The organism is Clostridioides sp. GD02404, from assembly GCF_045898275.1.
GTDB lineage: Bacteria > Bacillota > Clostridia > Peptostreptococcales > Peptostreptococcaceae > Clostridioides > Clostridioides difficile_A.
Genome location: NZ_JBJOCA010000014.1, coordinates 53,174 through 69,477, shown reverse-complemented (window position 1 = coordinate 69,477; position 16,304 = coordinate 53,174). Strand labels below are relative to the sequence as shown.

Below are 16,304 nucleotides of genomic sequence, written 5' to 3'. Positions count from 1 at the left end.
AAATGTTAAAGATACAAGAGTATAGACATAGCGTGGAGCAAATAGCTTCAAATTTAGAAGAATTGAGGGTTTCTCTTTGACATAGCTTCATTGATGGAAAAGATGCAGATTAATGAAGAAAAGATGAACAAACAGGATTTTTGGAATGATAATGAGTTTGCTCAAAGAGTACTTCAAGAAAATAAATCTTTAAAAGAGACACTAGAAGAATATGAAAGCTTAAAAAATTTATTAGAAGATATAGAAGTATTAATTGAAATAGGTCTAGAAGAAGAGGATGATTCTGTAGAAAAGGATATAGAAAAGTCCATAGAATCAATAGAAGAAAAATTATCTGAAATTAAAATAAAAACTCTTCTAAGTGGAGAATATGACAAAAATAATGCCATATTATCTATAAACGCTGGAACAGGTGGATTAGATGCCCAAGATTGGGCTCAGATGCTTTTGAGAATGTATATAAGATGGTCAGAAGGCAAGGGCTATAAAGTTAAGCTTTTAGATATAATATCAGACCCTGAAGCAGGAATAAAGACAGCTACAATTCTTGTAGAGGGAACAAATGCTTATGGATACTTAAAGAGTGAAAAAGGTGTTCATAGGTTGGTAAGAATATCTCCTTTTGACCCATCAGGAAAAAGACATACTTCATTTGCATCTATAGATGTAACACCAGAGCTAGATGAGAACATAGAAGTAGAAATTAATCCATCAGATTTAAAGATAGACACATATAGAGCATCTGGAGCTGGAGGGCAACATGTAAATACAACTGATTCAGCAGTTAGAATAACACATATCCCTACAGGTGTAGTAGTTCAGTGTCAAAATGAGAGGTCTCAACATCTAAATAAAGATAGAGCTATGAGATTTTTGATGGCAAAATTGATAGAATTAAAAGAATTGGAACAAAAAGAAAAAATAGAAGACATACAAGGGAAATATTCACAAATAACATGGGGTAGTCAAATTAGGTCATATGTTTTTCAACCATATAAATTGGTTAAAGACCATAGAACAAATGCTGAGTTTGGAAATGTAGATAGTGTAATGAATGGAAATATAGACCTATTTATTAATGAATACTTAAAAATGAATAAAACAGTTTAATAAATATGCACTGTAATTAAGAGATATGTATAAGAAGGTTAGTGCTTACTATGCACTTACAGCACTTAGGCTGAGGACGACAACCCTCAGCCTTCGTTCTGTTTATTATTATACTTATGAAAAAAATAACATTAGGAGTGAAAAAATTGGATATAAATCAAATCTTAAAAAAAGAATTTAATCTTAGAGATGAGCAAATAAACAATACATTAAAACTTATTGATGAGGGTAATACAATACCATTTATAGCTAGGTACAGAAAAGAAATGACTGGTGAGATGAGTGATGTCACACTAAGAGAATTTCATGAAAAATTGATGTATTTAAGAAACCTTCAAAGTAGAAAAGATGATGTAGTTAGACTAATAGATGAGCAAGGAAAGCTAACAGATGAAATAACAAAAAATATAGAAAAAGCAAAGACATTACAAGAAGTAGAAGATATCTATGCTCCATATAAACAAAAGAAAAGAACTAGAGCAATAATAGCTAAGGAAAAGGGATTAGAAAACTTAGCATTGTCAATACTAGAGAATAGTCTAGATAGTATAGAAATAGAAGCAAAGAATTATATTGATGAGGAGAAAGAAGTTCTCTCTGTTGAAGATGCATTAAAAGGTGCGAGAGATATAATTGCAGAATTAGTTTCAGATGATGCTAAGATTAGAAAATATATAAGAGAATTAGCTTTAAGAGAAGGCATGATAGTTAGCAAAAGTTCTACTGATGAGAAATCAGTTTATGATATGTATTATGATTATAATGAAGCAGTGAAGAGTATGGCTCCACATAGAGTTTTGGCGATAAATCGAGGAGAAAAAGAGAACTTCTTAAAAGTTAAGTTAGAAATAAATAATGATAAAGTTTTAAATTACATAATAAATGAATATGTAAATGATAAAAATTTCAAAAATAAAGAAGAAATCGTAAGCTCAATAGAAGATTCTTATAAAAGATTAATTTTTCCATCAATAGAAAGAGAAATAAGAAATCATTTAACAGAAATAGCTCAAGAAAGAGCTATAAGTGTATTTGGAAAAAATGTTAAAAGTTTATTGCTTCAACCACCAGTTAAAGACAAGGTAGTTATGGGATTTGACCCCGCATTTAGAACTGGATGTAAAATAGCTATAGTAGATAAAAATGGTAAACTATTAGATTATACAACAGTATACCCAACAGACCCTCAAAATAATGTGGAAGGGGCAAAGAAAGTTTTAAAAGGATTGATTGAAAAATATGATATAGATATAATTTCAATCGGTAATGGTACTGCATCTAGAGAATCAGAAACTTTTGTATCAGAAATGATAAAAGAGATAGATAGGGAAGTACAATATGTTATAGTTAGTGAAGCTGGAGCCTCTGTTTATTCGGCATCTGAACTTGCGAACGAAGAACATCCAGATATAAATGTATCAATAAGGGGAGCTATATCTATAGCTAGAAGATTACAAGACCCATTAGCAGAGCTTGTAAAAATAGACCCTAAAAGTATAGGTGTAGGTCAATATCAGCATGATTTAAATAAAAAGAGACTAGAAGAAGTACTAGATGGTGTTGTTGAAGATTCTGTAAACAGTGTTGGAGTAGATTTAAATACAGCATCATACTCTCTACTAGAGCATATTGCAGGAATAAGTAAGGCCATTGCAAAAAACATAATAGCATATAGAGAAGAAAATGGAGACTTTACATCAAGAGTACAACTTAAAAAAGTAAAAAGACTTGGACCTCAAGCATTTACTCAATGTGCTGGATTTATGAGAATCTTAGATGGTAAAAACCCACTAGATAATACAGGTGTGCATCCTGAAAGTTATGATATATGCAAAAAAATGATTGAGATAATAGGATACTCTTTAAATGATATAAAAAATAAAAATATAGAAGAAATAGATGAGAAAATAAAAGAGATTGGATTGAGAGAATTAAGTGAAAAACTGGAAGTAGGTCAAGTCACTTTAAGAGATATTATATCTGAAATTAAAAAGCCAGGAAGAGACCCAAGAGAAGAAGGAATAAAACCTATTCTTAGAACTGATGTCTTAAAAATTGAAGACATACAAGAAGGAATGTCTTTAAAAGGTACAATAAGAAATGTTGTAGATTTTGGTGCATTTGTAGATATCGGAATAAAAAATGATGGATTAGTCCATAAATCAGAAATGAGTAATAGCTTTGTAAAAGACCCTATGAGTATTGTTACAGTAGGAGATATAGTCGATGTAAAAGTTATTGGAATTGACTTAAATAAAAAGAGAGTAGCTCTATCAATGAAAAAATAAATAAGCTTATGTATGTTTGTTGTTGATACTATATTTGTAAGTATGATTTATAGAATATATAAGTATTAAAAAGTGTAAAATTATATTGTAAAAAACAATGTTAGAAAGAAGTACGAGAGTCTTGAAAATCAGGAGGAAAATGAATGATTTTTATAAAAAATGGTAAAATAAATACCGTAACAAATGGAATAATTCAAGGAGATATCCTTATAGATGAAGGAAAAATAATAGAAATAGGGGAAAATCTAATAGCACCTTTAGATGTTGATATAATAGATGCAAGTAATAAACTTGTGTTCCCTGGATTTATAGATGCTCATACTCATTTGGGGCTATGGGAAGATGGCATAGGTTTTGAAGGGGCAGATGGAAATGAAGAAACTGACCCAATAACACCACAACTAAATCCTATAGATGGTATTAATCCAATGGATAGAACATTTAAAGAAGCTTTTGAAGGTGGTATAACTTCTGTATGTACAACACCTGGAAGTGCAAATGTTATGGGCGGTCAATGTATAGCCATAAAAACATATGGAAGAAGAATTGACAAAATGGTAATAAAAAATCCAGTTGCATCTAAAATAGCATTTGGAGAAAATCCAAAAAGTTGTTATGGTCAAGATGATAAATCTCCACAGACTAGAATGGCTATAGCGGCTTTGCTTAGAGAGAACTTAAAAAAAGCAGAAGAATATCTAGAGGATATTGATGTATATGAGAGCCATGATGATGAAGACTGTGAAAAGCCTGAATATGATATAAAAATGGAAAGCTTAATACCTGTATTGAGGAGAGATATTCCATTTAAGGCACATGCTCATAGAGCTGATGATATGTTTACAGCAATAAGAATTGCAAAAGAATTTAACTTAAAACTTACATTAGACCATTGTACAGAAGGTCATCTTGTTGTAGAAGAATTAGTAGAAGAAGGATTTCCTGTAATAGTAGGCCCATCTTTATCAGAAAGGTCTAAGTTTGAACTTAGAAACTTGACATTTAATACAGCTGGAATACTTTCAAATGCAGGTCTTGATGTATGTATAATGACAGACCATCCAGTGATACCAGTTCAATATCTTCCAATATGTGCAGGCATAGCTGTTAAACATGGTATGAAAGAAGAAAAGGCAATAGAATCAATTACAATAAATCCAGCTAAGACTTTAGGAATAGAAGATAAAGTAGGTTCTATAGAAGTTGGTAAAGATGCAGACATAGTAATATGGGATAATTCCCCACTAGAGATTCAAAGTAATGTGATTTACACTATAATAAATGGAAAAATAGTATATGAGAAAAAATAACTTGACAATTATTAAAAAATTAACTAATATAAGAGTGTAAGGAAAATTAAAAAATCAAAGAAGATCTTCGGGGCAGGGCGAAATTCCCTACCGGCGGTATAGCCCGCGAACTACTTAGGTGGTTGATTTGGTGAGATTCCAAAGCCGACAGTAAAGTCTGGATGAGAGAAGATATTTATGGAATATAAATAAGTTTATTTTAGTTTGTTTAAACTATGTCCATAAAAACTCGAAGATAGGATCTTCGAGTTTTTTGTTTTTCCTAAAAAATATAAACTATTGATTAGGAGGAAAGTAGTTATGCAAAATACAGTAAAAAGAGGAAATATGATTTCAACAAGAACTTTGGTGGTTATGTCAATTTTATCTGCAATATCTTATTTATTGATGTTTATTCAAGCACCAATACCAGGTATTTTTCCAGATTTCTTAAAAATTGACTTATCAGATATCCCAGCAATATTTGGCGGAATGTCTTTAGGACCATTAGTTGGATTTGGTGTAGTTGTAGTAAAAAATATACTACAAATGATAACAGCGACAACAACTGGAGGAGTAGGAGAATTTGCAAATATATTAATTGGTGGCTCTTATGTACTTATACTTTGTTATTCATATAAGAGAAGTAAAGATTTAAAAGGTGTAGTAATTGGATTTGTATTAGGGACAATAACTATGACTATAATTGGTTCATTGGTGAATTATTTTGTAATGTTACCACTTTATGGGCAATTAATGGGACTAGATGCTATAATAGGTCTAGGTTCAGCTATAAACCCTCAAGTTCATGATTTATTTACTTTTGTAATTTGGATGATAGCTCCATTTAATGTATTAAAGGCTGTTGTAATATCCTTAGTAACGTTACCACTTTACAAAAAAATGGGTAATGTAATAAAAAAATAATTAGACAAGAAAATATAAAATTTTAAAATTAAACGCATTGAATAGCCATAATTTATTTGTAACTTCAGTCCTACACTGTGATTGATATATTAAATATATTATGGCTTTATTAATTTATCAAAAATTGTATATAAAATAAGAAATATTTAGACAAGTTTAATTTTTGAAATAAAGGAAGAATTAAAACGATTAACTATTAAAATACTAAAAAGGTATCTATAATACACAGAGCGAATTTATAATAAACAAAAAATAAAGATATTATTAAAAATAAATAAAGATTTATGCTTTATTTTTTAATAATATCTAATTTAATAATGATAGGGGTGTATATAGATGAACATATCTAAAAAATTGAAAAATTTATTTTTAGATGATAAAGGGTATTATTTTAATAGTAATTGGGAAAATATTCATATAGGTATTGATAACTCAAAATTGGAAAAGTCTTTAAAGTATATTACAAATGAATATATTGAAAATATGGAAAGTGTAAAGTATGATTATCGTGAATTAAAAAATATAAAAAATCAAACTGATGGAATGTGTATACTAGCAATAAGGCAGAATTATAAAGCACTAGAGTATATAAAAGAACAAACAGAAGAATTATGTTTAGAAGCGATAAGATATAACTATAAAGCACTAGAATATGTAAAAGAACAGACAGAGTATATATGTCTTGAAGCCATAAAAAAGGACTGTAATGCACTTAAATATGTAAGAAATAAAACTGATGAGCTTATTATAAAAGTAATAAGGTGTTCTTCTAATATAGATGTTGTAAGTATTTTAAAATCTTTAGAAGTTCAAACAAGAAGTATATGTTTAGAAGCAATTAAAAAAGATGGTAGATGTCTTGCATATGTTAGAGAGCAGAGCGAAGAATTATGTATGGAAGCGATTAGGCAAAATTATAAAGCACTACAATATGTAAAAAATCAAACAGATAAAATGTGTATAGAAGCTGTAAATCAAAATGGTATGGCATTGCAATATGTAAATAAACAAACAGATAATATATGTATGGAAGCTGTCAAACAAGATGGAAGAAGTCTACAGTTCGTTAATAATAAGACAGAAGCAATATGTATAAAAGCCATAAGATATCTAGATAAAAGATACAATATTAAAGATGTGTTAAGTTACATAGATAGCTATACAGAAGATATATGTATAGAAATTGTAAGGCGAAATGGAAAGATGTTAATGTATATAAAAAATCAAACAGAGAGAATGTGCATTGAAGCAGTAAAGGAAAATTATAAATCTCTCAAGTATGTAAAAGAACAATCTGAGAAAATATGTAGAGAAGCCTTAAAGCAGAATTGCAAGGCAAAGGAATATGTGAAGATTTATATTGAAGAATGTATATAAGATTTAGATAGGATTATTAATATTGAAAGATAAAAAAGATAAATAGAAGTACTTTATAATAATTGAGGCTTATACTATAATTAATTAAGCAGTGATATAAATTCACATGACGATTATATCAAAATGGAGATGAATTAATGGCAAAAATATATTTGGAAAATGAAAGCAAAACTAGAGAAATAGGATATAAATTAGGTAAACTCTTAAAAGAAGGTAGTGTTATCTGTTTAGTAGGAGATTTAGGGGCTGGGAAAACTACAATGACACAAAGTTTGGCAGATTCATTAGGCATAAAAGACTATATAACAAGTCCAACTTTTACTATAATAAATGAATATGAAGGCAAAGTACCTTTGTATCATTTTGATGTATATAGAATAGGTAGCAGTGATGAAATGTATGATATTGGATATGAGGAATATGTAAATTCAAATGGAATTTGCATAATTGAATGGGCTAATCTAATAGAAGATATACTTCCAAAAGAATATTTAAATATAGAATTAAAATATAAAGATGAAGGAAGAGAAATGATATTAACTCCAAAGGGAGAGTTTTACAAAGAGATAGTTGAGGAGTTGATTAAATAATGAAAATACTAGGTATGGATACATCTTCTATGGCAGCAAGTGTGTCAGTTGTAGAAGATGATAGCTTAATATGTGGGTTTACAGTAAATAACAAAAAAACTCATTCGCAAAAACTTATGCCAATGATAGAAAGTATGTTGAACATGAGTGATTTAAGTATAAAAGATATAGATTTATTAGCTATATGTATAGGTCCTGGCTCATTTACAGGTCTTAGAATAGGTATGGCTACAGTAAAAGCTATGGCTCATGTAAATAATATACCAATAATAGCAGTGAATTCTTTGGAATCCCTAGCAAATAACATGAATCTATGTGAGAGGAAGATATGTTGTATATTAGATGCACAGAAGAATCAAGTCTATTCAGCTAAATATAAACTTGAGAATGGAGAGCTAATAGAATTAGAGGGTGTTAATGTTGTAGAATTTGATACTTTATTAGAGGAAATAGTATCAAGTGATGAAGAATTTATAGTAGTTGGAGAAGCTGTATATAAATATAAAGATAGGTTAGAGAATGTAAAAAATATAAAAATACCTTCGCCAGTTAACAATGTGTCTAATGCAGGAAGTTTATGTTCTTTGGCATTAAGTAAATATAATAAAAATATAGATGTACATACTTGTTATACAATAAATCCTATGTATATCAGAAAATCTCAAGCTGAAGTACAATACGATGAAAAAATGAAGAGGCTAAATGATGAAAGATAATACAAAACTAATAGTAGATGATATAAAAATAGAAGAAATGACTATTAAAGATATAGATGAAGTTTTTGAAGTAGAAAAAAATTGTTTTGAAGATTATTGGTCAAAAGAATCTTTTAGAAAAGAGTTATCTAATGAAGTAGCAAGGTATATAGTCGCTAAACTAGATGGAAAAGTTGTTGGATATGTGGGAATTTGGCTTATACTTGATGAAGGGCATATAAATAATGTGGCTGTTCATAGTGACTACAGAGGCAAAAAAATAGGAGACAAGTTGATAAAAGGTATAGTTGATTTGTGCAAAGACAATAATATTGTGTCTATGACATTAGAAGTTAGAGCATCAAATAAAATAGCACAAAATCTATATAGAAAATATGGATTTAAAATGGGTGGAATAAGAAAAGAATACTACAGTGATAATAAAGAAGATGCAATTATAATGTGGAACCAATTAAAGGAGGTGTAGAGTTTATGAGTGATATAATAACATTAGCTATAGAGAGTAGTTGTGATGAAACAGCTGCATCAGTTTTAAAAAATGGTAGAGAAGTACTTTCAAACATAATCTCTACCCAAATAGAAACACATAAAAAGTTTGGTGGTGTAGTCCCAGAAGTAGCCTCAAGAAAACATGTGGAAAATATTGATATAGTTGTCCAGGAGGCTTTAGATAAAGCAAATATAGGATTTAATGATATAGACCATATTGCAGTTACATATGGACCTGGGTTGGTAGGAGCTTTACTAGTAGGCTTATCTTATGCTAAAGCACTTGCATATACTTTGAATATACCACTTGTAGGAGTAAATCACATAGAAGGTCATCTAAGTGCAAACTATATAGAGCATAAGGATTTGAAACCTCCTTTTATAACATTAATAGTATCTGGAGGTCATACCCACTTGGTTGAGGTCAAAGACTATGGTAAGTATGAAATCTTAGGAAAAACTAGAGATGATGCATCTGGAGAAGCATTTGATAAGATTTCAAGAGCGATGAATCTAGGCTATCCAGGAGGACCTATTATTGATAATCTCGCCAAAAAAGGAAATAAGCATGCTATAGAATTTCCAAGAGCATATTTAGAAGAAGATAGCTATGATTTTAGTTTTAGTGGATTAAAATCTTCTGTGTTAAACTATCTAAATGGAAAAAGAATGAAAAATGAGGAAATAGTAGTTGAAGATGTAGCAGCATCTTTTCAAGAGGCTGTGGTAGAGGTTTTATCTACTAAAGCACTAAAAGCAGCAAGAGATAAAGGCTACAATATTATAACTCTTTCTGGTGGAGTTGCTTCTAATTCAGGGCTCAGAGCTAAAATAACAGAGATTGCAAAAGATAGTGGTATCACTGTTAAATATCCGCCTTTAATTTTATGCACAGATAATGCAGCAATGATTGGGTGTGCAGGATATTATAATTTTATAAATGGTAAAACACATGATATGAGTTTAAATGCAGTTCCAAATTTAAAAATAAATCAGTAATATGAAATAAATTTATAAATATATTAAAGAATTGTTTCAGAAAAATAAATATAAGTAAAAATAAATATAGTATATGTTAAAACTTGAAGTAAAACGATGTATAACCTTTATATTCTAATGAATTGCAATACATTTAGGATATAAAGTTTATCTTTGGTGTGAATTTACTTCAAGTTTAATTTTTTTGTAGAAAGATTATTTTAAAAAGTGGGTAATATACCCTTTTTTTCCCTTATTAAAAAGTTTTATACTAATTATAGAAAGATTAAGGAGGGGAAGAAATGCGTCAAAGTAAAGAAGACAAAATAAGAAGTATTTTAGAAGCAAAAAATATTAAGGCAAATTTTCAAGATAAAGAAAATTTAGATGAATTTAGTGAAAAAAAAGCAAGTAAAAGGGCTGATGATTTATTAAATGTATATTATAATACATTGTCTACAGCTGATATGGAATTTCCATATTGGTATAATAGAGAATATAGAAAATCAGATGGTGATATACCTGTAGTTAGAAGAGCTAAAGCTCTTAAATCTGCTTTTTCTCATATGACACCAAATATAATACCAGGCGAGAAGATAGTAATGCAAAAAACACGCCACTATAGAGGGTCATTCCCAATGCCTTGGGTAAGTGAGAGTTTCTTCGTAGCTCAAGGGGAACAAATGAAAGAAGAAGCAAATAAGTTAGCTAGTAACACAGCAGATGAACTTACAAAATTTGGTTCTGGTGGGGGAAATGTAACTGAGAGTTTTGGAAATGTTGTTTCAATAGCTGGTAAATTTGGAATGAGAAAAGAAGAAGTACCTGTACTTGTAAAAATGGCTAAGGAATGGGTTGGAAGATCAGTTGAAGATTTAGGCTTTCATTATGAGAAAATGATGCCAGATTATGATTTAAAAGAAAAATTAATGAGTACACTTATTTGTATGTTTGATTCAGGATATACACTTCCTCAAGGTAGAGAAGTTATAAACTATTTTTATCCTTTGAATTATGGGCTAGATGGAATCATAGAAATGGCAAAAGAATGTAAGAAAGCAGTTGCAGGAAACGCATCTGGAGATGGACTTATTGGAATGGACCGTCTATATTTCTATGAAGCAGTTGTTCAAGTTATTGAGGGTCTACAAACTTGGATTTTAAATTATGCAAAACATGCAAAATATTTAGAAAGTATAGAGAAAGATTTAGAAGCTAAAAAAGAATATTCAGATTTAGTGGAGATATTAGAGCACATTGCACACAAACAACCTCGTACATTTAGGGAAGCGCTTCAATTGACTTATACAATCCATATAGCATCAGTAAACGAAGATGCTATATCTGGTATGTCTATAGGGCGCTTTGGTCAAATCTTATATCCTTGGTATGAGCAAGATATAGAAAAAGGAATAATCACAAAAGAAGAAGTAATTGAATTATTAGAGCTTTATAGAATAAAGATTACTTGTATTGACTGTTTTGCTTCAGCAGGAGTAAATGGAGGAGTATTATCAGGAAATACATTTAACACATTATCTATAGGTGGGCTAAGAGAAGATGGCTCTACAGGAGCAAATGAATTAGAAGAATTACTATTAGAAGCAAGTATGAGATGTAGAACTCCTCAACCTAGTTTAACTATGTTGTATGATGAAAAACTTCCAGAAGATTTCTTGATGAAGGCTGTTGAATGTACAAAGCTTGGTTCTGGTTATCCAGCATGGGTAAACAACTCAAATGGGACAACTTTCATGATGAGACAATTTGGCGATGAGGGTATGACTGTTGAAGAAGCTAGAGCTTTTGCACTAGGCGGATGTCTAGAAACATCTCCAGGATGTTGGAAACAGTTAACTTTAAATGGGAAAACATATTCTATAGCAGGTGGAGCAGGGCAAACAGCTGGTTCTGGAGTGCATTTTTTAGCTAATCCTAAAATATTAGAACTTGTTCTTATGAATGGTAAAGACTACCGTATGAATGTGCAAGTATTTGAACCTCATAATAAACCTCTAGATACATATGAAGAGGTTGTAGAAGTATTTAAAGATTATTATAAACAAGCAATAAATGTCCTTGAAAGAGCAAATAATATTGAATTAGATATATGGAGAAAGTTTGATACTTCTGTAATAAATTCGCTATTAAAACCAGATTGTTTAGACAAGGGTCAACATATAGGAAACATGGGATACCGTTATAATGCGACATTAAATGTAGAAACTTGTGGTACTGTTACTATGGTTAATTCATTTGCTGCACTTAAAAAACTTGTATATGATGATAAAGAATTTACACTTGAAGAAATGAAAGAGGCTATTTTGAATAACTTTGGATTTAAAGATGCTTTAGAGGTTGGAAACTATTCTATGGCAGACCAAGTAAAAGTAGATAAAACTGGTAAATATGATGCTATCTATAAGGCCTGTCTTGATGCACCTAAATATGGAAATAATGATTTGTATGCAGATAGCATTCTTAAAAACTATGAAGTATGGTTAGCAAAAGTGTGTGAAGAAGCACAATCTTTATATGCTAAAAAAATGTATCCTTGTCAAATATCTGTTTCTACACATGGGCCACAAGGAGCTGCCACTTTAGCTACTCCAGATGGTAGATTAAGTGGAACAACATATTCAGATGGTTCAGTCTCTGCATATGCAGGAACTGATAAAAATGGTGTTTATGCATTATTTGAGTCTGCAACTATTTGGGACCAAGCAGTAGTTCAAAATTCTCAAATGAATTTAAAACTTCACCCAACAACTATTAAAGGACAACAAGGTACTAAAAAACTATTAGACTTAACAAGAAGTTACTTAAGAAAAGGTGGCTTCCATATACAATACAATGTTGTGGATTCAAAAACGTTAAAAGAAGCACAGAAAAATCCTGATAATTATCGTCAATTGATGGTGCGTGTTGCTGGATTTACTCAATACTGGTGTGAATTAGGAAAACCAATACAGGATGAAGTAATTGCTAGAACAGAGTATGAAGGGGTGTAAAATATGAAAAAACATAGTGATTGTATGAATTTTTGTGCAGTAGATGCTACAAAAGGAATTTGTAGACTATCAAAACAAATGCTTAACTTAGATGATGAAGCTTGTGAAGAATTAAAAGTGATGCCAAAATGTAAAAATTGTAAAAATTTCGTTGATGTTAATGATGAAGGTATAGGCAAATGTGTTGGTCTTGAAAAGGAAGACTGGGTATATTCAACATTAAATGCAATTACTTGTGAAGGACATATGTTTAATGAGTAGACAAAATCAACTAGCAGGTATGATTTTTGATGTACAAAGCTTTTCAGTTCATGATGGACCAGGTTGCAGAACAACTGTATTTTTAAATGGATGTCCACTTAGTTGTAAATGGTGTGCAAATCCTGAAAGTTGGACTGTAAGACCCCATATGATGTTTAGTGAGTTATCTTGTAAATATGAAGATGGGTGTACTGTATGTCATGGTAAATGTAAAAAAGGTGCATTGAGTTTTAATCTTGATAATAAGCCAATTATAGATTGGAACATATGTAAAGACTGTGAAAGCTTTGAATGTGTCAACTCATGTTATTACAATGCGTTTAAGTTATGTGCGAAGCCTTATACTGTAGATGAACTTATAAGAGTAATTAAACGTGATTCTAATAATTGGAGAAGTAATGGAGGAGTAACATTTAGTGGGGGAGAACCACTACTTCAACATGAATTTTTACATGAAGTATTATTGAAATGTCATGAGATAAATGTACACACTGCTATTGAGACGAGTGCATGTGTTTCCAATGAAATTTTTAATAAAATATTTAAAGATATTGATTTTGCATTTATTGATATAAAGCATATGGATAGAGAAAAACACAAAGAGCAAACCGGTGTGTACAATGATTTAATATTGGAAAACGTATCAAATCTTGCTAACTCTGACTGGAAAGGAAGATTGGTACTTAGAGTTCCAGTTATAGCAGGATTTAACGATAGTACTGAAAATATAAGTGATATTATATCTTTTATGCACAAAAACAATTTGGTAGAGATTAACCTATTACCATTTCATAGGCTAGGAGAATCAAAGTGGATTCAATTAGGTAAGGAGTATGAGTATTCTGATAAGGGAGATGTTGATGAAGAGCATCTTGAAGAGTTACAAGATATATTTTTGGATAATGGTATAGCTTGTTATGTTGGTCATGAGACAGCTTTCTAAAAGTAAATAATATAAGATTAAAAAGGATGTTACACTAAAAGCTAGAGTGACATCCTTTTTATATAGTTTAAATTATGATTAGAAGATATATTACGTTTACTTTATTGTAGTAAATGTAATATGGTAAAGCATGAATATGAAAAAATTTAATAGAATCTATTTTATAAACAACTAAAATCAATTATCAATGAAAGGTACAAAAAGTATAGAGAGTATTATAGATGTCCGTTTTTTACAAGATTAAAATATGTACTATATGATACAATCAACTAAACTATTTCAATAAGGTTTGTAATTTCTTTATTTATATAATATCCTATTGAAATCTATATAGTTTAATTTTATTTATAAGATATAAATAAAATATATGTATATCAAGGAGGTAATATGAAGTTTGTAAATGCTTTAATAGTGGTTAAAGATATTGAGAAATCAAAAAAGTTTTATTATGATGTTTTAGGATTAAATGTAACCTGTGATTTTGGAGAAAATGTTGTGTTAGAAGGTAATATATCATTACAAGAAAAAAAACTTTGGTTAGAGTTTATTAATAAGAGTGATAATGAAGTACAATTCAATGGAAATGATGCAGAGTTATATTTTGAAGAAGAATATTTTGATACTTTTGTTGAAAGATTGAGTACAATGAAAGATATAAATTATATTCATCTGGTTGTAGAACATAGTTGGGGTCAAAGAGCAATTAGATTTTATGATTTAGATGGTCATATTATTGAGGTTGGGGAAACTATATCATCTGTATGTAGACGTTTTTTAGATAGTGGACTTTCAATGAATGAGGTGGCTAAAAGAATGGATGTAACTATTGAATATATTGAATCAGCTTTAAACTAGGTGATAGCTTATATTAAAATAAAGGCGTTAGCAAATCTATGCTTTCGCCTTTATTTATTATATTCTCTAAATAATCTATAAAATGTTATTGAATTTTTTCTCTAGAAATATATAATTTTGAATTCTCTGCTTTATCTTCAAACTCAATTCCCTTGTTTTTTTTCATAAATATGTATAGAGGGGCTATTAATAACATTGCTCCTAATCCTATTAAAACTCTATTTTGAGTTATAGGTTTTGCCATATCTTCTGCCCAAGCTTGTTGTAACAACCATAAACTACCTAAAATAGCTACTATTGGTATAACTGGACCAAATGGAATCTTAAAAGAGCCTTGAATATCTGTTCTTTTTCTTAAAACTATTACTGACAAACAAGTTGGGATATACTGAGCAAATCTTGCAATTACGCTCATTACTGCAAGTTGTTCAAAACTTCCAGTCAATACAAGTGGTATACAACAAATTAAAGATATAATTATTGCTACATATGGAGCATCATATTTATTTGTTTTTCCTATAAATGCTGGAAGAGAACCTTCTTCTGCTAGAGAAGAACCACATTTAGGAGTTACTATTGAAGAACCTATATTTATACCAAATATAGATATTAATGTAGCTACAGATATAAATACCTTACCATAGTTACCTAAAAACACACTTGAAGCATCTGCAATTGGAATACTATTTTCAAAGAGTTTATCTCCAAGTATACCCATACAGACAACTTGAATTAAAATATAAATTATTGCACATATAAATATTGTAGTTATTAAGGCAATTGGAAGATTTTTTTTAGGGTTTTCCATTTCTCCACTTGCTACGATAAATGATTCAAATCCAGTAAATGCGTAAAATACCAATATGATAGCTGGTCCCATGCTAGAGTTAACTACGTTACCTGAAGGGGCAATATTTTCAAATTTTATAAAGAATATTCCGACTATTACAAAAACTATTAGTGGTACTAATTTAGCTATAGTTATTACATTATTCATTATCTTTGTACTTTTAATTCCAAATAAACTATTTATAGAAAGTAGTGTTACTAATACTGCTGCTATATAGCCCTTGTATTCAGTTGCAGCTTCTGGCCAAAATGAACCTAAAGCTGTTGCAAATCCTACTGCTAGAGTAGACCATGATATAATTCTTATAACCCAAGACATGGTACCAACTTCAAAGCCTATAAAATCTCCAAATGCTTTTTTGGAATATAGATATGCACCACCATTTTTATCAAACATACTTCCAACTTCTGCAAAACATAAAAGTATTGATAGAACTAAAATTGTAGCAAAAATGTATATAAATATACTGTTTTGACTTGCTAGGTTATAAACTTTACCTGGTAGTAAGAATATACCTGAACCTATTATACTATTAATTCCTAATAATATCATACTAAATAACCCTAATTTTTTAGCCTTTTCCATATTAATTTATCTCCTATTCTTTTATTAATTACTGT

At 29.9% G+C, this 16,304-nt stretch carries 14 protein-coding genes and 1 riboswitch; of the genes, 13 read left to right on the top strand and 1 reads right to left on the bottom strand.

Translation table 11 applies throughout. From position 1 onward, the window contains the following. Positions 1-2: 2 nt before the first annotated feature. The 13 genes from prfB (at position 3) to Q3287_RS10210 (ending at position 14,834) form a co-directional block, all read left to right on the top strand. Positions 3-1,110 (top strand): peptide chain release factor 2 gene (gene prfB / locus Q3287_RS10270; RefSeq protein WP_187130378.1). Its coding sequence is split into 2 segments (ribosomal slippage): positions 3-77 and positions 79-1,110, totalling 1,107 coding nucleotides; the frame shifts between segments, so codons are not numbered across the junction. A gap of 146 nt (positions 1,111-1,256) precedes the next feature. After that, positions 1,257-3,398 carry a Tex family protein gene (locus Q3287_RS10265; protein ID WP_054268722.1) on the top strand — a complete coding sequence of 714 codons (2,142 nt, stop codon included), beginning with the start codon at positions 1,257-1,259 and terminating at the stop codon, positions 3,396-3,398. Between the two features lie 143 nt (positions 3,399-3,541). Beyond that, positions 3,542-4,708, top strand: coding sequence for an amidohydrolase (locus Q3287_RS10260; RefSeq protein ID WP_407964039.1), 1,167 nt, complete (start codon positions 3,542-3,544; stop codon positions 4,706-4,708). A gap of 59 nt (positions 4,709-4,767) precedes the next feature. Next, positions 4,768-4,885, top strand: a riboswitch (FMN riboswitch). 123 nt (positions 4,886-5,008) lie between these two features. After that, positions 5,009-5,614 (top strand): ECF transporter S component, encoded by a 606-nt coding sequence (locus Q3287_RS10255; RefSeq protein ID WP_054268724.1) that lies wholly within the window; start codon positions 5,009-5,011, stop codon positions 5,612-5,614. Between the two features lie 336 nt (positions 5,615-5,950). After that, positions 5,951-6,991, top strand: a complete 1,041-nt coding sequence (locus Q3287_RS10250) for a DUF4116 domain-containing protein (protein ID WP_407964038.1) — start codon at positions 5,951-5,953, stop codon at positions 6,989-6,991. A 137-nt stretch (positions 6,992-7,128) separates the two neighbouring features. Beyond that, the gene (tsaE, locus tag Q3287_RS10245) at positions 7,129-7,581 is read left to right on the top strand and encodes a tRNA (adenosine(37)-N6)-threonylcarbamoyltransferase complex ATPase subunit type 1 TsaE (protein WP_054268726.1); all 453 of its coding nucleotides are present in this window, start codon (positions 7,129-7,131) and stop codon (positions 7,579-7,581) included. Beyond that, complete coding sequence (tsaB, locus tag Q3287_RS10240) at positions 7,581-8,297, top strand: tRNA (adenosine(37)-N6)-threonylcarbamoyltransferase complex dimerization subunit type 1 TsaB (protein WP_054275593.1); 717 nt, start codon at positions 7,581-7,583, stop codon at positions 8,295-8,297. The genes tsaE and tsaB overlap by 1 nt, the downstream gene beginning before the upstream one ends. Beyond that, positions 8,287-8,763, top strand: a complete 477-nt coding sequence (rimI, locus tag Q3287_RS10235) for a ribosomal protein S18-alanine N-acetyltransferase (RefSeq protein ID WP_054268728.1) — start codon at positions 8,287-8,289, stop codon at positions 8,761-8,763. Before tsaB ends, rimI begins: the two co-directional genes overlap by 11 nt. Positions 8,764-8,768: 5 nt before the next feature. Then, positions 8,769-9,785: a tRNA (adenosine(37)-N6)-threonylcarbamoyltransferase complex transferase subunit TsaD gene (gene tsaD, locus Q3287_RS10230; protein ID WP_054268729.1), complete on the top strand. Its 1,017-nt coding sequence runs from the start codon at positions 8,769-8,771 to the stop codon at positions 9,783-9,785. 281 nt (positions 9,786-10,066) lie between these two features. Beyond that, a complete protein-coding gene (hpdB, locus tag Q3287_RS10225) occupies positions 10,067-12,775 on the top strand; it encodes a 4-hydroxyphenylacetate decarboxylase large subunit (RefSeq protein WP_407964037.1) in 2,709 nt (902 codons plus the stop codon). Between the two features lie 3 nt (positions 12,776-12,778). Further along, positions 12,779-13,036, top strand: a complete 258-nt coding sequence (gene hpdC / locus Q3287_RS10220; RefSeq protein ID WP_054275595.1) for a 4-hydroxyphenylacetate decarboxylase small subunit — start codon at positions 12,779-12,781, stop codon at positions 13,034-13,036. After that, the gene (hpdA, locus tag Q3287_RS10215) at positions 13,029-13,979 is read left to right on the top strand and encodes a 4-hydroxyphenylacetate decarboxylase activase (RefSeq protein ID WP_054268732.1); all 951 of its coding nucleotides are present in this window, start codon (positions 13,029-13,031) and stop codon (positions 13,977-13,979) included. The genes hpdC and hpdA overlap by 8 nt, the downstream gene beginning before the upstream one ends. Positions 13,980-14,366: 387 nt before the next feature. Then, positions 14,367-14,834, top strand: coding sequence for a VOC family protein (locus tag Q3287_RS10210; protein ID WP_407964036.1), 468 nt, complete (start codon positions 14,367-14,369; stop codon positions 14,832-14,834). Between the two features lie 85 nt (positions 14,835-14,919). Here Q3287_RS10210 and Q3287_RS10205 read toward each other — a convergent pair whose 3' ends face one another. After that, the gene (locus Q3287_RS10205; RefSeq protein ID WP_074178114.1) at positions 14,920-16,269 is read right to left on the bottom strand and encodes an APC family permease; all 1,350 of its coding nucleotides are present in this window, start codon (positions 16,267-16,269) and stop codon (positions 14,920-14,922) included. Positions 16,270-16,304: the final 35 nt, after the last annotated feature.